The organism is Pantoea sp. (genome assembly GCF_032114055.1).
In the GTDB taxonomy this organism is placed as follows: Bacteria; Pseudomonadota; Gammaproteobacteria; order Enterobacterales; family Enterobacteriaceae; genus Pantoea.
This window is the reverse complement of record NZ_DAMCTB010000003.1, coordinates 35,066-58,216: the sequence shown is the minus strand read 5'-3', so window position 1 is coordinate 58,216 and position 23,151 is coordinate 35,066. Positions and strand designations below refer to the sequence as shown.

Genomic DNA, 23,151 nt, shown 5'->3' with positions numbered 1-23,151 from the left:
AATGTTTCGGCGGCCTGCGGGCCGCCTTTTTTCATTCACAGTTTTCCGGCTGATCACCGCCCGCGACCAGCGCCACGATCAGGGCTGTCAGCGCCTGCTGACCTTCTGCTTTCGCAATATCACCCCGCGCCACCGCGCCCGCGATGCCATCCGCGGCCCCCAGCAAGCCCCACATTCTGGCTTCCGGGATCCCTTCGCTGCCGGTAAAAGGTGCAAACCAGTGCTGACAGCGGCGGATAAAATCGCGCTGATAGTGGCGCCTGGCCGCAGCCAGTTCCGGCGAGGTGCTGAGGGCGGAGAGCAGGTCAGGGATCTCCCTGCCCTCCGTCATCACGCAATCCACATAACAGGCCGCCAGCACGTCCGCTTTCCGCTGCACGTGCACAGGCGCGGCCTCCATGGCAGCCTCCATCCGTCTGGTCTGACGGCGATCGAAATCGTCATACAGCGCGGCCAGCAGTCCATGTCGGGTGGTGAAGTGATCGTAAACCACTGGCTTACTGACGCCTGCCGCTTCGCCAACCCGTGCCAGCGTCAGCGCCTCACTCCCTTCAGCCCGCATGATCTGCCATGCGACATCGGCTAACTGTCTGCGCCGGGCCTCGCGGGAGAGGCGTTTACGGGTCGGTTTTTCATCGGTCATCGGGTTTCCTGCGGGCTAAAAATTCGCTGGCCCAGTTGCCGGGCCAGCCGGTAATGGGACTCAGGATACCCCTCATCACCCGTCAGTAACAGTTCACTGGTGACGACGGGCGCACCGCAATAATTGAAGATGCCCTGCTCGATCTGGTTTCGCATACTGGCAAAATAGCCGCGCCGAAGATAAGTCCGCGTGTCCGCCGCGCCAATCGCAATCAGATGCACCGGAAGATGCCCAAGCCGTTTCACGATCCGGCCCTCCTGTTCGGTAAAGGCCCAGCCCTGAATAAAGACCCGGTCAATCCAGCCTTTCAGCTGTGCCGGGAAAGACCACCAGTAAACGGGATAGACCAGCACCAGTGCATTCGCCCTGTCGAGACGCTGTTGTTCCGCCAGCACATCGGCGGGAACGACAGCTTCGCCGTTAAAGCGGTGATGGTCGTCAGGGGTAAAACGGGGATCAAAGCCCTCAGCCGCCAGATCGGCCCGTTCCACGGTATGCTGCCCGGTTGCCCTAATCCCCTGCGCCAGCTGGTCCGCCACGCGATGGGTATGCGCCTCATAATGAGGATGAGAAGTCACCAGTAATGCCTGCATCGTCGTCACCTTATCTGATTCACCATTAAGTTACTAAAGGTAAGTTACTAACCGTAGGTTAGCAACCGGTGGCTTTAGTAAGAGCCGCAAACCGCATTTACTGTCAATGCGTGGCAGGTCGGTGTGTATCCTCACTGAGGGAAAGGAGACGTAGCGGCCGGTTTAACCGGCCCTTCTGGAGCCGCATTCCGGCCAGAGCAGAAAGCATTGCTGGCATTCAACACTCACGGAGGATCAGCAGCGATAAGCCCGCGAACGGGCCAGACGGGCCAATCAGCCATCACCGGCAGGTAGCTCTGCTTACTCAGTCAGCCAGCCGCGAAATAGTGACGGCGTCACTACAGGGAATCCGGGCTATGCCTCGACGCATAACGAGCGTCTTAGTCAGCCAGCTTTTTTCAGCATAAATATCAATCAGAATCAGCATAGCCTGCTGGGTTTTCCATCAGAGTTAGTCTTTCAGGCTAAAAACTTGCAAAACCTTACATTCGTGGTCTATGGTTTAGCGGCTGCGGTTTCTGCCGCTTCACTTACATTTTTTTGGCTTCTTATAGCTTTCTTTTCCACTGTTTCTGAACACTGTTTGCGGCTGCGAAAGCTATAAGACTCCTTTACTGATGCACCTGAGGAGAATATGAACACCAGAAACTCATCGTCTGAAAACCCTAAGAAACATTTCTGGAACAGGAAGCCTAAAGAGCTGACTGTGGATGACATTACCGTTATTGACAATGACATGCTCAAACGTGCGGTTGGCGCGGCGGCATTAGGTAATGCAATGGAATGGTTCGATTTTGGTGTCTACAGCTATCTCGCCGTCATTATCGGTAAAGTCTTTTTCCCCGACGCTAACAACGCGGTGCAGCTGATTGCCACCTTTGGTACGTTTGCGGCCGCCTTCCTGGTACGCCCGATAGGTGGCCTGGTCTTTGGTCCGCTGGGCGACCGTATTGGCCGACAGAAAGTGCTGGCAATGACGATGGTCATGATGTCGATCGGGACCTTCTGTATCGGGCTAATCCCGGCCTATTCATCCATTGGCATCATGGCTCCGATTCTGCTGCTGGTGGCGCGCCTGGTGCAGGGCTTTTCTACTGGCGGTGAATATGGCGGTGCAGCAACCTTTATCGCGGAATACTCCACCGATAAACGCCGTGGCTTTATGGGTAGCTTTCTGGAGTTCGGCACAATCGGCGGCTACCTGCTGGGTGCCAGCCTGGTAACCGCCATGACGACCCTGATGTCAAATGAGGCGATGATGTCCTGGGGCTGGCGCGTGCCGTTCTTTATCGCCGCGCCGCTGGGCCTGTTCGGACTCTATGTGCGGCTGAAACTGGAAGAGACCCCGGCCTTCCAGCAGCACATGGAAAAGCAGGAGGCGCTGGAGCAGAGCAAACCGCGTCTGACGCTGATGCAGATGTTGAGCAAATATCGGGCGCCGATGCTGAAATGTATTGGCCTGGTGCTGCTGTTTAACGTCTCCAACTACATGCTGACCTCTTACATGCCGAGCTACCTGACCGGCGTGCTGGGTCTGCCCGAGCTGAGCGGTCTGCTGCTGGTGATGGTCGCCATGTTTGTGATGATGCCACTGACGCTGCTGTGGGGCCGCTGGACCGACCGCATCGGCCGTCGTCCGGTTATCGGTTTCGGTGCTGTCGGTCTGATCCTGCTGGCTATCCCAAGCTTTATGCTCATCGGTTCCGGGAATATGTGGGCGGTCTTTGGTGGCCTGCTGATTCTGGGCGTGCTGCACACCTGCTTCAGCGGCACCATGCCGTCGACGCTGCCTGCGCTGTTTACCACCGATATCCGTTACAGCGCTCTGGCTATCGGCTTCAACCTCTCGGTGTCACTGTTTGGCGGAACGACACCGCTGATCACCGCCTGGCTGGTGGATACCACCAAAAATACCATGATGCCAGCCTATTACATGATGGGTGCGGGCATTATTGGTCTGCTGACCATTCTCACGGTGCGTGAGACAGCCCGCCAGCCGCTGACCGGTTCATCTCCGGCGGTGGCGACTAAAGCGGAGGCGCACCGTCTAATCGACAAGCTGCGCAAGCGCAACAAGCCAGCCGCCACACCGGCAAAATAAGTCTCCTGACACCCTGCTCTGCAGGGTGTTTTTTTATCGCTTAACGGCTTTATGGGTAGCTGGATTTAACTGCCGGAAGCGCACTACTTTCACCCGATTGCTACATAGCATCCTGCTGTAACAGCGTCGGCGACGCGTTTAAGTGCGATCGTAAAATCAGAGCATGCAGGCCGGATGTTTGCAGGCGCGCACTTTGCTGAAATCCTCCTGCGCCCGCAGCTGCGCAGCCTGCTTCGCTGCCTGACCCAGTCGCTGCATCGCACTCTGCTCCGCATAAATTCACCTGCTCTGCACGTAACTGCAGATGGCTGGCGGCCTGATTCAGCCCATCATTCCGCGCCTGCCAGTCCATGCTTTCTGCCGCTGTACGCTGTTACGAATAAGCTGGCCTGACTGCCGGGCGGCCTGTGACAGCGAACCTTCGGCCAGCCCCGCCTGGGCTGACCAGGTTTTCACGTCCCGATCGGTTTGCCAGAAATGGTGCGACGCACACACGCCGATGGCCTCGGCGTTAATAAAGTCCAGTGCCCGATGTACAACCCCTTCTTTATTTCTTCTGGCACAGATGCCTGGCAGCGTGATAATCCGCAGACGGAGGCTCAACTGTCCGACTGTAGAGATTTTGCGCTGGAGACGCGCAACGATGACATTGCGTCGCAGATATGGGATCGGTTCAGTCCAGTCTGAGGCGATAAGAGGCAGGCCACTGCCTCTGCTGGCTCACTCCCGGCTACTCATTGCTGAAACGGCCGACCGTACTGGCCGCACCCAGTGCGTGACCTTTAAGCTGTGAGATCAGCTCTGACTGGGTTAAGCCCGCTTTCAGCTGACCCACGGGCAGATCGGTGGCGATCAGGACGAAGTTGTAATGATGCAGGCCACTTCCTGCCGGGGGACAGGGCCCATAGTAGTGCAGCGTGCCGGGACTATTTTTGCCACCGCTATAGCCTTTGCCCTGCGTCAGCGCGCCCTGCGCAAATGACGAGCGGCTGGCGGGGATGTTGTAAGCCACCAGATGCGTGACACCCAGCCCTTTCGCTCCGACCGGATCGGTCATCAGCAGCGCCAGGCTGCGGGTGCCGGAGGGAACGGCAGACCAGTTGAGTTCTGGAGAAACGTTGTCACCGGTACACGAAGGATTGTTTTTATTGGCACCGGCAAACTTCTTATCCAGTAGCGCATTGTCACTGAAGTCTTTCGATTGCAGCGTAAATACCGATGCCGCCAGTGTGGTCACGGGCAACACGGCCAGTATCGTCGCGCAGAGTAATTTTTTCACCAGCCACTCCTTATCAGATTAACCCGGACTGGCATGTCCGGGCGGATTGCGTCGCAGCCTGCTTACTATAACGGCTTTCGTGCCGCTGGCCCGGCGTCCCCTCTGTTTCCTGAGGAGGAAACGCCAAATCTATGATTGTTGTCGCGCTCAGTTGCTCGTCCATCTGCATAAAACCGTGCGGGTCGGCGGACAAACGATCGGTGCGGGGAGACACCGCGGTTCAGGCTGAAACATTCAGCAAACACCTGGTTCTGGCCTGTCGCGGAACGGATGAGCCGGGCGTCCCTGTCCTGATGGCCTGACAGTCAGAGCTGCGTTAATGCCGCAAACACCCGGGCAACTGCGACTGAGCCCGGATCCGGTACGCCGTTGAGGTTCGCACTGTTAAGGTAAGATGATCGCCCCGCCCTGGCTTTACCCATTCCGGCGGTGGCGTCACTGCCCTGCTGTGCAGCTTCTGCCGCTACCGCCAGTGACTGACCCGCTACCAGCGCCTCTATAGCCGGTTGCAGCGCATCGATCATCGTGCGATCACCCGGTCGGGCGCCACCATACTGTTTCATCTTATCCAGACCCTGCTGCAACGCCACCGGCAGCCTGTCCCCGTCGGCCAGTTGCTGAGCCGCAGCGGTAAAAAAGATCGCCATCAGCACGCCGCTGGAACCACCCATCACTGTTGCCAGGCGTTCACCGGTAATCGCCAGCAGATCGGGTAAGGCATCCAATGGCAGTTGATGATCTGCACATTCACGCTTTATCTGGCGCGCACCAACTGCAAAAGTGGACCCGGTGTCGCCATCACCGACCTGAGCATCCAGTCTGTTCAGGTCGCCTTCGCTGGCAATCAGGGTATCGCAGATAGCATTCACCATCGCTGCAACCCTGGGATTATCGGACGGTTGCGCGGGCTGCGCGCTGGCCTCACGGGTGACCACAACAGGGGCAAGCGGCACGATCTTCACCGCATTAACCCAGCCGGTGACTTCAACCGGCGCACAGATCGCCTCTTCAAGGAGCGGGTTCAGCGTCAGACAGGTAACGGAAAAGCCCTTCATATCCAGCGCGGTCATCAGTGGGGCCGGGCCAATCAGATAGTCGCACTGCTGGCTGCGTGGCGAAGCGATCAGCTCACGCGTTATCAGGCTCATCTCCAGTGCAGACATGCCACCAAGATTGTTCACCAGCAGCGCACATCGCTGATCGTTATCCGGCATCACCTTCTCCAGCAGATGTTGCACAAGCTGCTGAGCGTTCTGGGTCTGCATAACATCCACGCCCGGCTCGCCATGGATCCCCAGCCCCATTTCAACGCTGCCGTCGGGTACACGCTCACTGCTCTCCTCATCCGGCAGATGACAGCCGGAGAGCGCCACACCCATTGTGGCAGTGGACCGACTCGCAGCTTCAGCCGCCTCAGTCACCGCCGCCAGATCGTCACCGCGCTCCGCAGCAAAGCCTGCCACTTTATGTACCAGCAGCGTTCCCGCCACGCCGCGCGGCTGAGGATTGTCGGGCAACGCCACGTCATCACCCACAATGACCATGTTGACACTGAAGCCCGCTTTGCGGGCTTTTTCGGCAGCCAGACCGAAGTTAAGCCTGTCGCCGGTGTAGTTTTTTACAATCAGCAGGCATCCCGCCTCACCGGTAAGGTGAAGGATGGCGTTGTAGACGGCATCCACACTGGGTGAGGCAAACACATCGCCACATACGGCCGCCGTCAGCATCCCTTTGCCAATGAAGCCAACGTGGGCGGGTTCATGGCCGGATCCGCCACCGGAAATCAGGGCAACCTGCTGCTTTTGCCAGTCACGACGCATCACGATGCGAATGTGCGGATCGACCTGCAGCCGGACCAGGTTTTGCCACGGGCTGGCGTAAATCATGCCGTCTAACGCGCTGTCGACGAGATCATCCTTTTTATTCATTACGAATCGTGTCATCTCTTTTTCCTCATAGACGTGTCGAAAGTGATTAATCAGTGTTGCACACTTCAGCCGGGAGTGAGAAAGCGGCGGTCAGAGAGTCTCTTATGAGATGTGCTAAGCGGCATCTGGCAGCAGCCATTTTTTGCTGATCTCCAGGGTTTTCTTAGGTCCTTTACCACAAATTGAGCACTTTTACGCAGAAGCTAAAAGGAGAGTGGCTGAGGCGGCCGGGCTGATGCCAGCAACGGTGTCAACGCATACAGGCCCGAATGGGAAGCAGGGAGGGTACGCTGAATTCAAGGCTTCTCCATACGTTCACAGACGGGTTTCTACGTTTTCAGGGGTTAACAATTTCGCCAGCGATAGTCAGGCGTCGGCTGCGCCGTCCTACAAAGGATGAAAAGGCATTTTGCCGCCCAATTTCAGACTGAAATCGCCCAAAGCGGCGATAGCATACCACGACGCTTTATCCCACTTTCCACCTGATTTCTTTAGATGTTAAACCCCGCCCCACTTGATCTGGATCACAAAAATCCGCATCATGCGCAGCAAAACCTGACTGACACTGCGGAGAGAACAATGACACTGTACCAGGGTATGCTGATTTTTTATGCCGTTGTTGCACTGTTCGCTACGCTGATCACCTTTTTCATCGCCAAAGATAAGCTGAGCATTAAACTGCTGAGTGCCTTCCTGGTCGGCGCGACATGGCCGATGAGCTTCCCCGTGGCGCTGATGTTTGCCCTGTTTTAATTGACTTAACTCTCTTTTCGACCAGACTCAGGTAAAACGTCCCTGACCTGCATACTGCAATCACTGACGTGGTTTTCCCCATGAGGGTAGATAAGGAGCAGTGATGCGTCTTCTTAGTGCGATGATGCTGGTTTCCCTTCTCAGTGCCTGCAGTGCGCCGTGGCACGCCGAAAAGCCAGTGCCGGCGGCTGAAACCCGGCAGCAGACCTGTCAGCCAGGTTCGTCGACCAGTCAGAATGATTGTGGTCATTTTCCCGAACCGGAATTTCACTAGCTGTTATTCTGTGAGCCCTGTTGCAGGATCGACATCGCGTTATTTCATCGCATAACAAGGCTTTACACTCTGCAAGCCGGTCAGTAAAGTAGCGCCCAGACATCAACTCTGATGCGTAAGCGTTAACGTTAACCAACGCCCCCCGCAGCACTGCTGCCTGTGATGATCCCTGCCATGATGCCCGAACAGCACGCCATCCGACCTCACGCTGCGTTTTCCAGCGCCGCCTTTTTCTTGTTCGTTCTGCTTCTCACCGCCGCTAACCTGCGGGCGCCGATTACCGTCATCGGACCGGTTTTACAGGATATCCGCCAGACGTTTGGGCTTAGCACCGGGCAAGCCGGTCTGTTTAACTTTATTCCGCTGATGCTGTTCGCTCTGCTCGCGCCGCCAGCCGCCTGGCTGGGCAACCGGGTCGGCCTGATGCGTTGTTTATGGGGCGCGCTGTGCCTGATAACTGCCGGTTCGCTTTTGCGCTGGTTTCCGGCCGAAGCGGCGCTCTGGAGCGGCACGTTGCTGCTCAGCGCAGGCATCGCCGCCGCTAATGTGCTGCTGCCTCCGCTGATCAAACGCGACTTTACCGCGCACACCGCCCGCTACATCGGCCTGTATGCCGCCACAATGTCGATTACTGCCAGCCTGGCCTCCGGCATCGCGGTGCCGCTGAGTCAGATCTCGGCAGCGGGCTGGCGGCTCTCGCTAGTGGTCTGGGCACTGCCGGGGCTGGTGGCGCTGTTCGCCTGGCTGCCGCTGTTGCGCAAGCGTCAGCCTGACTCCGCCGCTGCGGAGGTCTCAATCCCGCAGCGCCACCCCTGGCGCTCAGCGGGCGGCTGGCAAATCGCCCTGTTTATGGCGCTGCAGTCGCTGGCCTTTTATACCCTGATTGACTGGTTCAGCCTGTTTGCCCAGGACAAGGGGTTCAGCCAGGCACAGGCGGGCTGGCTGCTGTTCTGGTATCAGGCAGTCGCGATCGTTGCTAACCTGGGATGTATGGTGGCGCTGAAGCGGGTACAGGATGCCCGGATCACCGCGTTTGTGGCCTCCTCCGGCATTTTTCTTGGCCTGCTCGGCTTACTGCTCTATCCGCAGTGGGCCATCGTCTGGCTGACGCTGGCCGGGCTGGGGGCTGGCGCCTCGCTGGTGCTCTGCCTCTCGCTGTTTAACCTGCGCGCTGGCAGCCATCGTCAGGCATCACAGCTGTCCGGCATGGCGCAGTGTGTCGGCTATGCGCTGGCGGCGCTAGGACCACTCTTTTTCGGCGTACTGCATGAGCAGAGCGGAAGCTGGACGCTGCCCTTTGGCATGCTGACGCTGCTGAGCCTGCTACAGATGCTGCTGGCACCGCTGGCGGCGCAGTCAAAACCCATCAGCTAAGGGCGGCCCGCCGCTCATACTTAATAAGAGGCCGTTCGCTGTTGCGCATCGCGGGCGGCCCATAACCGACAGGAGAAAGGTGCGTGTCTGAACTGAATAATGCTCTGCTGCAGGAGGTGCTGGATCAGGTGCGTCCGCTGGTTCATCAGGGGAAAGTGGCGAACTACATTCCTGCCCTGGCGGATGTGGCGCCTGACCATCTCGCCATGGCAGTCTGTCTGCGGGACGGCACACTCTTTCAGGCGGGCGATGCTGAAACGCGCTTTTCTATTCAGTCGATCTCCAAGGCGCTATCGCTGACGGTGGCGCTGACACGCTATGACGACAGCGAAATCTGGCAGCGGGTTGGTAAAGAGCCATCCGGTCAGCCCTTTAATTCGCTGGTGCAGCTGGAGCTGGAACAGGGCAAGCCGCGTAATCCCTTTATCAATGCCGGTGCGCTGGTGATTTGCGATCTGCTGGAAACCCGCCTGACCGCGCCGCGTCAGCGGATGCTGGAGATCGTCAGGCAACTGAGTCAGCAGCCCGATATCAACTACGACCGCCACGTTGCCCGCTCGGAGTTTGAGCACTCTGCGCGCAATGCCGCGATAGCCTGGCTGATGAAGTCTTTCGGGAATTTTGGTAACGATGTCACGAGCGTGATGCAGACCTATTTCCACTACTGCTCGCTCTCGATGAGCTGCGTGGAGCTGGCGCGCACCTTTATCTATCTGGCGAATCAGGGCCGGACGCTGGATGGCAGTGAGATGATTACCCCGCGTCAGGCGCGGCAGATCAATGCGCTGATGATCACCAGCGGCATGTACGATGGCGCAGGGGAGTTTGCGTGGCGGGTCGGCATGCCCGCGAAGTCCGGGGTCGGCGGGGGGATCATTGCCATCATTCCAGGCGAGATGAGCATTGCCGTATGGTCGCCGGGGCTGGACAGCGCAGGTAACTCGCTGGCGGGTACCGCGGCGCTGGAGTTACTGACCGAAAAGCTAGGCCGCTCAATATTCTGAGGCGGACCTGTGCCTCATGCCGTCGTCACGCCAGCAAACCGCAACAATCAGCAATAGGGTGGGCAATGACCGGATCGGGCAGCAGCCTGCCAGTCTGGCAGAGGCGGTCATAACCGCCCTGTTTCTGCGATGAGCTTAGTGCCTGACCTGCGCTAAATCTTCCTCTTTCAGCCCGGTCAGCTTCAGGACGACAGAACGCTCCACGCCGTTCTGCAGCATCGCGAGGGCAATTCTCAGAGCGGCTTTACGCTCGCCTTTTTGCTCAAGCTGTTGTGCGATAGTCATCAGCGCATCTCCATGTTGCGGCACATGGTGTGCCAGTTCACGAACAAAGGCTTCGGCGTCAGCCGTTTCGCCCGCCTGTACAATGTAGTGTACCAGCGAAACTATCTGCGATGAAGAGTGATAGCCTTTCAGCAAAACAGGCACCAGCCTCTCCATCAGTTCTGCCAGATCCCGCTGACGGATATGCTTCTGTAACAGGGTCAGCGCGGCCATCCGGCGATGTTGCATGATCTCATCATCCGGAATGACCGTCACATCCACCAGTGGAAAATGGCGGCTATAGAGCCTGCCTGCCAGCCGGGCATCATTGAACTCATCCAGCCAGCAGGTAGAATAGGGGTAAGGTGAGCGGCGGCCTGCGTAGTAGAGCATGGGGATCACCAGCGGCAGTCTCTTGTGGCCGCTTTCCAGATGGCGCTGCATGGCCGCAATGGCATAACGCATTAAGCGAAAGGCCATGTGCCTGTCTGGCACAGACTGATGCTCAATCAGCACATGAATGTAGCCCTCGCCCGTCGTGGTTTTCAGGCTGTAGAGCACATCACTGAAATAGTGCCGGAGATCCGCTTCGACAAAGGAACCCGACTCCAGTTTCAGCGTGCTGAGGTCACAGATTTCCCGCAACTCCGGCGGCAGATGCAGCGTCATAAAGTCGTGGGCAATATCCGGCTGCGTCAGAAACTGCCGGAAGGTCGCATCATGCGGTGTGGGTGTTCCCGCGCTTTTATTCATCAGCCAAATCCCTTTTCATGCAGTTCTTTGAACGGCGTGTTACTGGCCACGCGACATCGGGGTCAGTTTGTAAAACGGCGAGGGCGACTACGTCGCCCTGAATGTGCCTGTTTAAACTGGCAGGAAACCGGTAAACACAGCCTGCGTTGTCCATGTCACCAGACCTGGTATGGCCAGGCTCTCTGCTTCATAGCCTGATTCACCCGCAGGGTAAAAGGGTCTGGCTGAATATTACGAGACGTGCCGGAAGATTTAAGTCAGACGTGAGCGCCATGCGTGACGCCAAAGGGACAGGTTTACACCTGCCAGGGTATTTTCTGGCCCCTGGCAGGCGATACGGAATCTGAGTGCCTGCCTCAGCTCACGATGTTCACGGGCTGACCCTGAATAAAAGCGGCGATATTTGTCATGACGCCCGACACCAGGTTCTCCACGCCGCTGCGGCTGGCCCAGGCGATGTGTGGCGTCAGCAGCAGCGTCGGCAGGTCGGCCAGCAGTGGATTGTCCGCCGCCGGGGGTTCGCTGCTCAGCACATCCAGCGCCGCACCGCCGATTACTCCCTGCTTTAATGCCGCAGCAAGGTCATGCTCGTTGATCAGTCCGCCGCGTGCAGTGTTAATTAGTTGCGCATGGGGTTTCATCTGACGCAGTGTTTCCCGATCAATCAGCTGGCGGGTCTGTTCGCTCAGCGGACAGTGGAGTGAGATGATGTCGCTGGTCGCCAGCATCTGTTCAAAGCTGACGTAACCTTCGCGTATCCGGTCGCTGCCTTTGCGCTCGGCGTACTGCACCTGCAAGCCCAGCGCCTGCGCCAGCTGTCCGACCGCCTGGCCAATATCGCCTTTCCCGACGATCCCCAGCGTTGCGCCCGCGATATCCAGAATCGGCTGACGATGCAGGCAGAAATGGGTAGCCTGCGGCCAGTCGATGCGGGTGTTCAGGGCGTATGCCATCAACTGACGGCGCAGGGCAAAAATCGCGGCAATCACGGATTCGGAGACGCTCTGCGTGGAATAACCCGGCACATTACTGACCAGAATACCGCGCGCGCGACAGGCGTCGAGGTCAATACAGTCATAGCCGGTGGCAGCCACACAGATGAAGCGCAGCTCAGGTAGTTTTTCCAGCGTCTCTGCCCGCAGCGCCACCTTGTTGGTGATCGCTACCGTCGCGCCAGTCAGCGCCGGGACCACGTCATTCGCCGAGGTCTGCGGACGAATTTTCCAGTCGGCCTCTATCTGCTCGGTGAGCAGAGAGAGAGGGATGGTTTCACCATCCAGCATTACAATTTTCATCTTTCGTCCTTTATGCATTTCGGTTAAATACAGCCAGCGCCTTCATGTTACTTGTATGTATTTACCGGGTAATGATTAAGTTAAATGATGCTGAAATTAAAGTGAATATGTTCAAAGAGTGCGAATTTTTTCGCATCTGAAGCCACTTTATTTAACGCTTTAATCCCCTTCGCGTTACACTGCCGCCCTGAATTCTGCTCCTGTTACGTTCACTGAAATAATGCCGAGATCTTCACTCAGACAACGCCTCACTGCCTGTATTGCGATACTGGCCGTGCTGCTGTTGTTTGTTGCGCCGATAATCTCGAAAAATCTCGCCGAGCATCACGCCATGATGGCGCACATGCCGGGTATCTCCGCCATGAGCGCAGAGATGCCGATGATGCATCATCCCAGCGAGATGTCGGCTATGAACCCTGCAATGAGCGATATGGGATTTGCCTGCGGCTACTGCGATCTGCTGGTCCATGTGCCGCTGATGCTCTGGGTCTTTATCCCCTTTATCTGGTGGATGTGCCTGATCAGCCGCGCACCGCCTGCCCCGGCAGTCGCAGTGCCACGGCGGCGGCGGCAATGGCGCCTGAACAGGCCGCGTGCACCGCCCTTTTTACGTCACACTCACCGCTGAATGATTCGATTAAGTGACGATGTCACCTAATCGCCTTTATCTTTTGAAAAGTGTGGAATGTTATGTCCTCTTCTCAGGAAATCTCTCCTGCGCCACGCGGCACGCTGTTTAATCTGCTGCGTCGGCTGCATTTTTACATCGGCCTGTTCATTGCGCCGTTTATTTTTGTTGCTGCCCTTACCGGGACGCTCTATGTCCTGACGCCCCAGCTGGAAAAGGCAATCTATCATGATGCCCTGACTGCCGAACCTAAGGGTGCGGCTCAGCCACTGTCAGCTCAGATTGCCGCCGCACGTATGCGCGTCGGAGAATCAGCGCATATCTACGCTGTCCGGCCTGCTCCCGGTCCGCAGGAGACGACCCGCGTACAGTTTAGCGGGCCGGATCTGGGTCCGTCGGAGTCGCGCTCGCTGTTTATCGATCCTTACACACTGCAGGTGAAAGGAGATATGACGGTCTATGGCACCAGCGGTGTGTTACCGCTGCGTATGTGGCTGGATCAGCTCCATCGCGGCCTGTTGCTGGGTGATGTTGGCCGGAACTACAGCGAACTGGCGGCCTCATGGCTATGGGTTGCCGCCCTGGGCGGCATCGTTTTATGGGCGGGCACCCGGCCACGCAAACGCAAGGCTCGTCGCGGGTTTGCAGCTACCCGCTACTGGCACGTCACGCTGGGGCTGCTGCTGGCTCTGGGGCTGGTGTTCTTCTCGGTAACCGGGCTGACCTGGTCGCAGTGGGCGGGCAACAATATTGAGAAAATGCGCAGTGACTTCGGCTGGAAGACGCCGCAGGTCAACACCGCTCTGAACGGTGAAGCGCCCGCCGAAGCCGCCGATCCGCATGCTGACCATCGCGGTACGATGGCCGGAATGAACATGTCCGACATGACGATGCCCGCGAAAACCGCGGCGCCGGTCGTAGAGAATCAGCCGGATGCCCACTGGGATCAGGTGCTTGTCGCCGCGCGTGAGGCCGGACTGGATGCGGCAAAACTGGAGCTGCGTCAGCCTAAAAAGCAGGATCAGGCGTGGACGGTGTCAGAGATTGATCGCCGCTGGCCCAGTCAGGTCGATGCGGTGTCGATCAATCCAACCGATTTCAGTGTGGTGGATCGGGTAGAGTTCGCCCACTTCCCGCTGGTTGCAAAACTGACCCGCTGGGGCGTGGATGCGCACATGGGCGTGCTGTTTGGCCTGGCGAATCAGCTGATCCTCGCTTTTTTTGGTTTCGGCCTCTGTGCGATGATTGTGCTGGGCTACCGGATGTGGTGGATTCGCCGTCCTGCGGTACCGCAGCTTAGCCCCGCGCAGACGCTGCTTTCCGCCTGGCTGGCGATGCCGCGCTATGCGCAGGGCGCCAGCCTGATCGTGATGCTGGCGCTGGGCTATGCGCTGCCGGTGATGGGAGTAAGCCTGCTGCTGCTGCTGCTGCTGCTGGATATCCAGCGCTGGCGCAGCGCCCGGCGCGCCCGGACTGTCCACGTGGATACGGCACCCGATAAGCAGTCTCCGCTGGCTATCGTCCAGTCACGTTTTGCCGTGAAGCGCAAAGAGATGCGTTACTTCCTGCGCAGCGTGACGGTGCTGGCACTGATCGTGATTTCGGTAATGGCGAATGCGATGATTGGCGGCGTGATCGATCAGTATCAGATCCCCTTCAGTCACTGGTCGCTGACCATGTATATGACCCAGGCGATGATGATTCTGCTTTACTCCACGGTCTTTACCGGCCTGCTGTCGATTCCGCTCTGGTACTTCTTCCTCGGTGAGAGTGACGAACAGGGTAAATAGTCCGCTCAGCGGCTTTTATTCGAAATAACTGACGAAGCCGGGCCATCATCCCGGCTTCTCATTTTCCGTCGCGGGTCTATGATCGATTGAACTTCCTTTAATAAAGAGCAAATCATGAACATTGTACGTGCAAACCCTGAACAGCTGTTTGAGTACGGCCCCTTCACTGTCCGTCGTCAGCGTCCCGGCGAGGCCTTAAGCCCCCTGCTCAGCGTTGACCTGATGTCACTGAAACTGGATGCCCGCATGCCGATGCAGCAGCATCAGGATGAAGAGGTGTTCACCTACCTGTGGCGCGGCTCAATGCAGCATCAGGACAGCAACGGCGAGCGAACGCAGCTCTCGGCAAAACGGGTCATGATTGTTAATGCGGGCGAAGGGGTGCAGTACGAGGAGTCGGTGCCGCTGTTTGAGGCGGAGCTGCTGCAGGCGGTTATCCGGCCTTCACAGGCTGGCGGTGAGGCGATGACCCAGGTGCTGGAGCGCGATCAGGGAATTATGACCAACGGCTGGACCGAGCTGGCCGGACCGGAAACATCCGACGCTCCACTGGAACTGCGCCAGGAGGCCTATATTTACGACACGCTGCTGGAGCGCAACCAGTCGCTGGATGTGCCGGCGATGCCAGGCTTTATCGCCTGGCTGACGGTGCTGGAAGGCATCATCCGCGTCGGTAATCAGCGGCTGGGCCGTGGCGATGTGCTCACCGGTTCCGGCAGCGGTGTGGAAATTGCGGCCGAACGTGATGCTAATCTGGTCTGCTTTCTGGTAAAACCCGATTATCCGGTATAACCCTCTTTGCCCGGCGCAGAACGCCCGCCCGACAGGGAAAACGACGCGTGGCAACGGAACAGCTTGATCGATCCGCTGTGCTGATCAGGCACGCCTTCCCGGCAAAAAGCCGGTCAGTGGTCGCCACGCTGCTGTCTTGCCTGCACCCGCCTGTAGGCGTTATTAAACTGACGCACATCGTCGCGCAGCCAGTGACGTTGCGTCAGCGGGGCATCATCCAGCGCCTGGGGCAGCGGCACACCCGCCAGCGATCCCCGGCAGCAGAACGCGCGTGCCAGCGTCGGTGTATTGATGCCGATATAGCAGGCAAACTCAGGTAAGGTCATCAGTGCTTTGCTCATTTTACACCTCATGTTAATTAGCCCTTCCCCGCATTTTTAGCCCATATCTTTAATGCTTTTATTGATCTGAAACATAGATGTGATACTAATCATCTGCCTGATGATCAGAAATGTTGCCTGCTGCAGACTGTGAAAAAGTGAGGAACCCGTGCGCCATTATGGATTGATGATTGCTTTACTGTTTTCCGGTTTTGCCACGGCAGATATGCTAAAGACAGGCCAGCCTGTTCCCCCCGTTTTCATTGCCGAAAAAGGCGAGATGGTATTACATCAGGGCGACATTCACTATCAGCGCTGGAATAGCCAGTCACTGGCCGGTAAGGTGCGGCTGGTGATCCATGTCGCGGGCCGACTTTCTGCAAAGGAGCAGAGCGCCCCCCTGATTGCGGCTATCCAGCAGGCCAGGCTACCGCGCGATCGCTTCCAGACCACCACCATCGTCAACACAGACGATGCCCTGCCCGGCAGTGCTCTTTTTGTGGTGCGCAGTATCGCCTCCAGTAAAAAAGCGGACCCCGGGCAACAGTTCATTATCGACAGTAGTGGCGTAACCGCGCATCGCTGGCAGCTGCAGCCGGAAAGCGCCTCCGTTCTGGTGATTGACCCACAGGGTATTGTGCGCTTCGCTAAAGATGGCGCATTATCCACGGAAGATGTCGCCAGTGTGATGAAACAGCTGCATGATTTACTGGGCTGATCCACGCTGAATTATGCACCTGCATTGGCTGCAAAACGCGGAATGCGCCTGAATTCTCCAACATTTTTATCATCCTGAACTACGCTTAATGGTAATGGATTTACCCGCCGTTTTTAAAACATGCCTGCAGTATGATGGCAGTCGGGGACGAGTATTGAAGATGGCATCGAATCATTTCGACCTGCTGTGACTTCCTCTGTAGATAAGGACAGCCTTGATGACGGCCTGTGTAGAACAACACGTCAGTTTCACACACAGCGATGCAGCCACTCTGCTGAAAGAGATTGAGCAACGGCTCGACCAGCTTTTACCGGTTGAAAGTGAACGCGACCTGGTTGGCGCAGCGATGCGTGACGGTGCGCTGGCACCGGGAAAGCGCATCCGCCCGCTGCTGTTGATGCTGGCAGCGCATGACCTGGGCTGCAGCGCCACGCCTGCCGGTCTGCTGGATCTCGCCTGCGCCGTAGAGATGGTCCATGCCGCCTCGCTGATCCTGGATGACATGCCCTGCATGGATGATGCGCAGCTGCGGCGCGGGCGTCCGACCATTCACTGTCAGTATGGCGAACATGTTGCAATCCTTGCTGCCGTTGCGCTGTTAAGTAAGGCTTTTGGCGTGATTGCAGTGGCAGAAGGCCTGACCGCTGCAGCCAGAGCGGATGCGGTCGCCGAGTTATCCCAGGCGGTCGGCATGCAGGGGCTGGTACAGGGTCAGTTCAAAGATCTTTCAGAAGGCGACAAACCACGTAGCGCCGATGCCATTCTGATGACCAACCACTATAAAACCAGCACCCTTTTCTGCGCCTCAATGCAGATGGCCTCTATCGTCGCAGAAGCGTCAGGCGAAACGCGTGAGCAGCTGCGTCGGTTCTCACTCAATCTGGGCCAGGCTTTTCAGCTGCTGGATGACCTGATGGACGGCATGACTGATACCGGCAAAGATGCACACAAAGACGAGGGGAAATCGACGCTGGTCAATCTGCTGGGGCCACAGGCTGTTGAAACACAATTGCGCGACCACCTGCGTTGCGCCAGCGAACATCTCTCATCTGCCTGCCAGGACGGCTACGCCACCCACCATTTTGTTCAGGCCTGGTTTGAGAAAAAACTCGCTGCCGTCAGTTAAGGATGCTGCATGAGCCACTTTGCGGTCATTGCACCGCCCTTTTACAGCCATGTGCAGGCGCTTCAGCATCTTAGTCAGGCCCTGATTGCACGCGGTCATCAGATTACCTTTATTCAGCAGAGCGATGTCAGCTCGCTACTTAGCGACAACCGTATCAACTTTTTTCCGCTGGGTTTAACCTCTCATCCGGTGGGCAGCCTGGCGCACACGCTGAATCTGGCGGCCCATCCGCTCGGGCCCTCAATGCTGAAACTGATTAATGAGATGGCCCGCAGTACCGATATGCTCTGCCGCGAACTGCCGGTCGTGCTGAACACACTGGCGATTGATGGCGTCATTGTCGATCAGATGGAACCCGCGGGCGCACTGGTGGCAGAGGCGCTGGCATTGCCTTACGTCTCGGTTGCCTGTGCGCTGCCGCTTAACCGGGAGGCTGACTTTCCACTGGCCGTCATGCCGTTTGAGTATGGCAACAGCGATCAAGCGCGCGAACGCTATCGCGCCAGTGAAAAGATTTATGACTGGCTGATGCGCGGCCACGACCGGGTCATTGCCCATCATGCTCAGGCGATGGGCATCGCCTCGCGCGAAAAGCTGCATCACTGTTTTTCACCGCTGGCCCAGATCAGTCAGTTGATCCCATCATTGGATTTTCCGCGTCAGGCCCTGCCCGATCATTTTCATTCGGTGGGGCCACTGCGCGCATCAGACAGCAGCGTCAGTACCACGCATCCTCGCTATTTCAAGGACGACGGGAAACCCCGTATCTTTGCGTCTCTTGGTACGCTGCAGGGCCACCGCTACGGCCTGTTTAAAACTATCGTCCGTGCCTGTCAGGAGATCGATGCGCAGTTGCTGCTGGCCCATTGTGGCCGCCTGACTGCCTTTCAGGTGGAGAAACTGGCTCAGGCGAGCCATGTTCAGGTAGTCGATTTTGCCGACCAGGCGACGGCGCTGGCTCAGGCCGATCTGGCAATTACCCACGGCGGGATGAACACCGTGCTGGATGCAATCACGCATCTCACGCCGCTGCTGACCATTCCGCTGGCGTTCGATCAGCCCGGTGTGGCCGCGCGCGTAATCTGGCATGGAATAGGACGCCGCGCCTCACGCTTTGCCACCAGCCATTCGATGGCCCGTCAATTACAGACGCTACTGACCGATGACCACTACCGTCAGCAGATGATAACGCTGCGCGACGAGCTGCATCAGGCGGGCGGCACTGCGCTGGCGGCAGACATTGTTGAGCAGGCTATGCATACCCGACAACCGGTCAGCGCCAGGAGTGAGTATGCCACGGTATGATCTGATCCTGGTGGGCGCCGGACTGGCTAACGGCTTAATCGCCCTGCGCCTGCGCCAGCAACGCCCCTCACTGCGCATCCTGCTGATTGACGCCGAAAGCGAGCCGGGTGCAGGTCACACCTGGTCGTTTCATGCCGATGATCTGACGGCGAGCCAGCATCGCTGGATAGCCCCGCTGGTGGCGCACCACTGGTCAGGCTATGAGGTGCGTTTTCCCCAACGCCATCGCAGCCTGAACAGCGGCTATTTTTGTGTTACCGCAGAGCGCTTTTCGCAGGTGATACACGACAGGCTCGGCGCGGAGCTGCTGCTGAACACGCGTGTGGCCGCCGTCGCATCACATGCGGTTACCCTGGAAGATGGCCGCGTGCTGGAGAGTGACGCAATCATTGATGGCCGGGGCTATCAGCCCGACAGTGCATTGCGCATGGGCTTTCAGTCATTTGTCGGTCAGGAATGGCAGCTCAGGGAGCCGCACGGCCTGACCGTTCCGATTATCATGGATGCAACGGTGGACCAGCAGGCGGGTTACCGCTTCGTTTACAGCCTCCCTTTTTCGGCCAATACGCTGCTGATTGAAGATACGCACTATATCGACAAGGCGACGCTGGAAAGCGACCGCGCGCGTCAGAATATTCGCGACTACGCCGCCCGGCAGGGCTGGCAGTTAGACCGACTGCTGCGCGAAGAACAGGGCGCGTTGCCAATTACATTAACGGGTGACGCTGACGCCTTCTGGCTAAAGCGCGATCTGCCCTGCAGCGGGCTGCGCGCCGGCCTGTTTCATCCCACGACCGGTTACTCCCTGCCGCTGGCGGTTTCGCTGGCAGAGCGGCTGGCGGAAATGCAGACATTTACCTCAGACGATCTGCACGCCGCCATTGCGCAATTCGCCCGTCAGACCTGGCAGCAGCAGCGTTTTTTCCGCATGCTCAACCGAATGTTGTTTCTGGCCGGGCCTGCCGATCGCCGCTGGCAGGTTATGCAACGATTTTACGGCCTTCCCGAAGGTCTCATTGCCCGTTTTTATGCGGGAAAACTGACTCTGCCTGATCGGCTGCGCATCTTAAGCGGCAAACCGCCGGTTCCCGTGCTGGCAGCGTTACAGGCTATTATGACCCCTCACCGTCAACAGGCGAAGCAATGAACAGAACTACGGTAATTGGCGCAGGCTTTGGTGGCCTGGCACTGGCAATTCGCCTTCAGGCGTCCGGTATCCCGACCCGACTGCTGGAGCAGCGTGACAAGCCTGGCGGCCGGGCGTATGTCTACGAGGACCAGGGCTTTACCTTTGATGCCGGCCCAACAGTGATCACCGATCCCAGTGCTATTGAAGAGCTGTTCACCCTGGCGGGCAAGAAACTTTCTGACTACGTCGAGCTGATGCCGGTCAGGCCGTTCTATCGCCTCTGCTGGGAGTCTGGCAAGGTCTTCAGTTATGACAACGACCAGCCTGCGCTGGAAGCGCAGATTTCCGCGTTTAATCCGCGTGACGTTGAAGGGTATCATCGCTTCCTGAACTATTCGCGCGCGGTGTTTGCAGAAGGCTATCTCAAACTTGGCACCGTGCCGTTTCTCTCGTTCCGCGACATGCTGCGGGCCGCCCCCCAGCTGGTGAAACTGGAGGCGTGGCGCAGCGTTTACAGTAAAGTGGCGAGCTACATCGAAGATGAGCATCTGCGTCAGGCTTTCTCATTTCATTCGCTGCTGGTCGGCGGTAACCCGTTTGCCACCTCCTCGATCTATACCCTGATCCATGCGCTGGAGCGGGAATGGGGCGTCTGGTTCCCGCGTGGCGGCACGGGTGCGCTGGTTCGGGGCATGGTGAAACTGTTTGAAGACCTTGGCGGCGAAGTTGAGCTGAATGCCAGCGTTGCTCATCTGGAAACACAGAAAAACCAGATTACTGCTGTCCATCTGGAAGATGGCCGTGTCTTCCCGACCCGGGCGGTTGCCTCCAATGCGGATGTGGTTCACACCTACCGTGAACTACTGAGTCAGCATCCGGCGTCAGTCGCACAGGGAAAAACCCTGCAGAATAAGCGTATGAGTAACTCGTTGTTTGTAATCTATTTTGGCCTGAATCATCATCACGATCAGCTGGCGCACCATACGGTCTGTTTCGGTCCGCGCTACCGTGAATTAATTGATGAGATCTTCAATAAGGATGCGCTGGCCGAGGATTTCTCGCTCTACCTGCATGCGCCCTGCGTGACCGACCCCTCGCTGGCGCCGGAAGGCTGCGGCAGCTACTACGTTCTCGCGCCGGTTCCGCATCTCGGCACCGCCGATGTTGACTGGGCGGTTGAAGGCCCGCGCCTGCGCGATCGCATCTTTGACTATCTGGAAGCGCACTACATGCCCGGTCTGCGCAGCCAGTTAGTGACGCATCGTATCTTTACGCCATTTGATTTCCGCGATGAGCTGAATGCGTATCAGGGTTCGGCATTCTCGGTAGAACCGATCCTGACGCAGAGCGCCTGGTTCCGGCCGCACAATCGTGATAAGCATATCAGCAACCTCTACCTCGTCGGTGCGGGTACCCATCCCGGCGCGGGCATTCCTGGCGTGATTGGTTCGGCCAAAGCGACCGCAGGATTAATGGTGGAGGATCTGGCTTGAACAGTCCGTCACTGCTCGATCATGCTGTAGAGACGATGGAGGTCGGGTCAAAGAGCTTTGCGACGGCCTCTAAACTTTTTGATGCCAGAACGCGGCGCAGTGTGCTGATGCTCTATTCGTGGTGCCGCCACTGTGACGACGTGATTGACGATCAGGTGCTGGGTTTCAGCAACGATATGCCTTCCCCGCAGTCTGCTGAACAGCGCCTTAACCAGCTTGAGATAAAAACCCGTCAGGCGTATGCCGGATCCCAGATGCATGAGCCCGCCTTCGCGGCCTTTCAGGAGGTGGCAATGGCGCACGATATTCTGCCCGCTTACGCCTTCGATCATCTGGCGGGCTTCGCGATGGATGTGCAGGAGACACGCTATCAGACGCTGGATGATACGCTGCGTTACTGCTATCACGTCGCGGGTGTGGTGGGCCTGATGATGGCGCAGATCATGGGCGTACGTGACAACGCGACATTGGACCGCGCCTGCGACCTTGGTCTTGCGTTTCAGCTGACCAATATCGCGCGGGATATCGTTGAGGACGCGGAGGCGGGACGCTGTTATCTGCCTGAAACATGGCTGGCGGAGGAGGGGCTGACGCGTGAGAATCTGGCTGACAGAGAACACCGGCAGGCGCTCAGTCGCATTGCCCGGCGGCTGGTAGAGGCGGCTGAACCCTATTATCACTCATCATCGGCAGGGCTGCCTGGCTTGCCGCTTCGCTCGGCGTGGGCGATTGCAACGGCAAAACAGGTGTATCGTAAAATCGGTATCAAAGTGGTTTCTGCAGGTCCTGCAGCCTGGGATCAGCGCCAGTCCACCAGCACGCCAGAGAAACTGACGCTGCTGATGGCAGCATCTGGTCAGGCTGTTACTTCCCGGATGGCACGTCCTGCTCCGCGCCCCGCTCACCTCTGGCAGCGCCCCGTTTAGCCCCGTGACGCTCGCGCAGCGTCGCCTGCAGTTTTTCCAGCGGCGGCGCATAAAGAAAACCAAATGAAACACAGCCTTCTCTGCCACGTACCGCATGATGCAGGCGATGCGCCATATAGAGGCGGCGTAAATAGCCCTGGCGCGGTACATAACGGAATGGCCAGCGCTGATGCACCAGCCCGTCATGCACAATAAAGTAGAGCAGGCCATACAGCGTCATCCCCGCCCCAATCCACTGCAACGGCCAGATACCGATGCTGCCGAGGTAGATCAGCAAAATCGACAATCCGGCAAACACGACGGCATAAAGATCATTGACCTCGAACCAGCCTTTACGCGGCTCATGATGTGACAGGTGCCAGCCCCAACCCCACCCATGCATAATATATTTATGCGCCAGCGCAGCCGTAATTTCCATACCGACCACAGTGACCAGAACAATCAGGGCATTCCAAATCCACAACATAGTTTCTCCCGAATAAACATCCTGCACGGTGGCGCAGCGGTTCAATTTTAACAGAGATTACAGAAAACAGCGGGACGGGTCTGGCGGCTATTTACGATAGCTGCAAAAGATAAATCAGTACTGCCGATATATAGCCCGGCTGCAGGGGTCTGGCAGGTCAGACACCTGATGAATGACTGAAGCCTTATGGCGGATTC

23 protein-coding genes are annotated in these 23,151 nt (G+C 57.7%); 14 read left to right on the top strand and 9 right to left on the bottom strand.

The genetic code is table 11. From position 1 onward, the window contains the following. Positions 1–31: 31 nt before the first annotated feature. Both RT657_RS06810 and RT657_RS06805 read right to left on the bottom strand, forming a co-directional pair. Positions 32–643 carry a TetR/AcrR family transcriptional regulator gene (locus RT657_RS06810; RefSeq protein WP_313653307.1) on the bottom strand — a complete coding sequence of 204 codons (612 nt, stop codon included), beginning with the start codon at positions 641–643 and terminating at the stop codon, positions 32–34. Further along, entirely contained in the window at positions 640–1,236 is a 597-nt protein-coding gene (locus tag RT657_RS06805; protein WP_313653306.1) for an NAD(P)H-dependent oxidoreductase, read from the bottom strand. Before RT657_RS06805 ends, RT657_RS06810 begins: the two co-directional genes overlap by 4 nt. 634 nt (positions 1,237–1,870) lie before the next feature. Here RT657_RS06805 and proP point away from each other — a divergent pair. Then, entirely contained in the window at positions 1,871–3,337 is a 1,467-nt protein-coding gene (proP, locus tag RT657_RS06800; RefSeq protein WP_313653305.1) for a glycine betaine/L-proline transporter ProP, read from the top strand. A 321-nt stretch (positions 3,338–3,658) separates the two neighbouring features. On the opposite strand, the gene RT657_RS06795 is transcribed toward proP, so the two are convergent. The 3 genes from RT657_RS06795 to RT657_RS06785 form a co-directional block, all read right to left on the bottom strand. Beyond that, entirely contained in the window at positions 3,659–3,940 is a 282-nt protein-coding gene (locus tag RT657_RS06795) for a hypothetical protein (protein ID WP_313653303.1), read from the bottom strand. A 127-nt stretch (positions 3,941–4,067) separates the two neighbouring features. After that, positions 4,068–4,616: a YbhB/YbcL family Raf kinase inhibitor-like protein gene (locus RT657_RS06790; protein WP_313653302.1), complete on the bottom strand. Its 549-nt coding sequence runs from the start codon at positions 4,614–4,616 to the stop codon at positions 4,068–4,070. A 305-nt stretch (positions 4,617–4,921) separates the two neighbouring features. Beyond that, positions 4,922–6,559 (bottom strand): dihydroxyacetone kinase subunit DhaK, encoded by a 1,638-nt coding sequence (locus RT657_RS06785; RefSeq protein ID WP_313653300.1) that lies wholly within the window; start codon positions 6,557–6,559, stop codon positions 4,922–4,924. Positions 6,560–7,123: 564 nt separating this feature from the next. On the opposite strand from RT657_RS06785, the gene RT657_RS06780 reads away from it, so the two are divergent. The 4 genes from RT657_RS06780 (at position 7,124) to glsB (ending at position 9,949) form a co-directional block, all read left to right on the top strand. Next, entirely contained in the window at positions 7,124–7,297 is a 174-nt protein-coding gene (locus RT657_RS06780; protein WP_009093071.1) for a GhoT/OrtT family toxin, read from the top strand. 103 nt (positions 7,298–7,400) lie between these two features. Further along, complete coding sequence (locus RT657_RS06775; RefSeq protein ID WP_313653298.1) at positions 7,401–7,571, top strand: hypothetical protein; 171 nt, start codon at positions 7,401–7,403, stop codon at positions 7,569–7,571. Between the two features lie 174 nt (positions 7,572–7,745). Continuing rightward, positions 7,746–8,945: an MFS transporter gene (locus RT657_RS06770; RefSeq protein WP_313653296.1), complete on the top strand. Its 1,200-nt coding sequence runs from the start codon at positions 7,746–7,748 to the stop codon at positions 8,943–8,945. Between the two features lie 83 nt (positions 8,946–9,028). Next, the gene (gene glsB, locus RT657_RS06765) at positions 9,029–9,949 is read left to right on the top strand and encodes a glutaminase B (protein ID WP_313653295.1); all 921 of its coding nucleotides are present in this window, start codon (positions 9,029–9,031) and stop codon (positions 9,947–9,949) included. A gap of 135 nt (positions 9,950–10,084) precedes the next feature. Here the strand turns inward: glsB and RT657_RS06760 are convergent, their stop codons facing one another. Beyond that, complete coding sequence (locus RT657_RS06760) at positions 10,085–10,966, bottom strand: Rpn family recombination-promoting nuclease/putative transposase (protein WP_313653294.1); 882 nt, start codon at positions 10,964–10,966, stop codon at positions 10,085–10,087. 356 nt (positions 10,967–11,322) lie between these two features. Further along, a complete protein-coding gene (locus RT657_RS06755; RefSeq protein WP_313653293.1) occupies positions 11,323–12,261 on the bottom strand; it encodes a D-2-hydroxyacid dehydrogenase in 939 nt (312 codons plus the stop codon). Positions 12,262–12,481: 220 nt separating this feature from the next. On the opposite strand from RT657_RS06755, the gene RT657_RS06750 reads away from it, so the two are divergent. The 3 genes from RT657_RS06750 to RT657_RS06740 all read left to right on the top strand — a co-directional run bounded on the left by RT657_RS06750 (position 12,482) and on the right by RT657_RS06740 (position 15,471). After that, positions 12,482–12,889 carry a DUF2946 domain-containing protein gene (locus tag RT657_RS06750; protein WP_313653292.1) on the top strand — a complete coding sequence of 136 codons (408 nt, stop codon included), beginning with the start codon at positions 12,482–12,484 and terminating at the stop codon, positions 12,887–12,889. A gap of 62 nt (positions 12,890–12,951) precedes the next feature. Continuing rightward, positions 12,952–14,679, top strand: coding sequence for a DUF2534 family protein (locus RT657_RS06745; RefSeq protein ID WP_313653290.1), 1,728 nt, complete (start codon positions 12,952–12,954; stop codon positions 14,677–14,679). A gap of 114 nt (positions 14,680–14,793) precedes the next feature. Continuing rightward, positions 14,794–15,471, top strand: a complete 678-nt coding sequence (locus tag RT657_RS06740) for a pirin family protein (RefSeq protein ID WP_313653289.1) — start codon at positions 14,794–14,796, stop codon at positions 15,469–15,471. Between the two features lie 113 nt (positions 15,472–15,584). On the opposite strand, the gene RT657_RS06735 is transcribed toward RT657_RS06740, so the two are convergent. After that, positions 15,585–15,812 (bottom strand): hypothetical protein, encoded by a 228-nt coding sequence (locus RT657_RS06735; RefSeq protein WP_313653288.1) that lies wholly within the window; start codon positions 15,810–15,812, stop codon positions 15,585–15,587. 166 nt (positions 15,813–15,978) lie between these two features. Here RT657_RS06735 and RT657_RS06730 point away from each other — a divergent pair, with 166 nt between their 5' ends. The 6 genes from RT657_RS06730 to crtB all read left to right on the top strand — a co-directional run bounded on the left by RT657_RS06730 (position 15,979) and on the right by crtB (position 22,488). Continuing rightward, positions 15,979–16,509, top strand: a complete 531-nt coding sequence (locus RT657_RS06730) for a YtfJ family protein (RefSeq protein ID WP_313653287.1) — start codon at positions 15,979–15,981, stop codon at positions 16,507–16,509. A 217-nt stretch (positions 16,510–16,726) separates the two neighbouring features. Then, on the top strand, positions 16,727–17,635 hold the full coding sequence (locus RT657_RS06725) for a polyprenyl synthetase family protein (protein ID WP_313653286.1): 909 nt from the start codon (positions 16,727–16,729) through the stop codon (positions 17,633–17,635). 9 nt (positions 17,636–17,644) lie between these two features. Next, positions 17,645–18,940, top strand: a complete 1,296-nt coding sequence (locus tag RT657_RS06720; RefSeq protein WP_313653285.1) for a glycosyltransferase — start codon at positions 17,645–17,647, stop codon at positions 18,938–18,940. Next, positions 18,927–20,087, top strand: a complete 1,161-nt coding sequence (gene crtY / locus RT657_RS06715; RefSeq protein ID WP_313653284.1) for a lycopene beta-cyclase CrtY — start codon at positions 18,927–18,929, stop codon at positions 20,085–20,087. The genes RT657_RS06720 and crtY overlap by 14 nt, the downstream gene beginning before the upstream one ends. Next, positions 20,084–21,562 carry a phytoene desaturase gene (locus RT657_RS06710; RefSeq protein ID WP_313653282.1) on the top strand — a complete coding sequence of 493 codons (1,479 nt, stop codon included), beginning with the start codon at positions 20,084–20,086 and terminating at the stop codon, positions 21,560–21,562. The genes crtY and RT657_RS06710 overlap by 4 nt, the downstream gene beginning before the upstream one ends. Beyond that, positions 21,559–22,488 (top strand): 15-cis-phytoene synthase CrtB, encoded by a 930-nt coding sequence (gene crtB / locus RT657_RS06705; protein WP_313653281.1) that lies wholly within the window; start codon positions 21,559–21,561, stop codon positions 22,486–22,488. The genes RT657_RS06710 and crtB overlap by 4 nt, the downstream gene beginning before the upstream one ends. Here the strand turns inward: crtB and RT657_RS06700 are convergent. Beyond that, a complete protein-coding gene (locus RT657_RS06700; protein WP_313653280.1) occupies positions 22,427–22,954 on the bottom strand; it encodes a sterol desaturase family protein in 528 nt (175 codons plus the stop codon). The genes crtB and RT657_RS06700 overlap by 62 nt on opposite strands. Between the last annotated feature and the right edge of the window lie 197 nt (positions 22,955–23,151).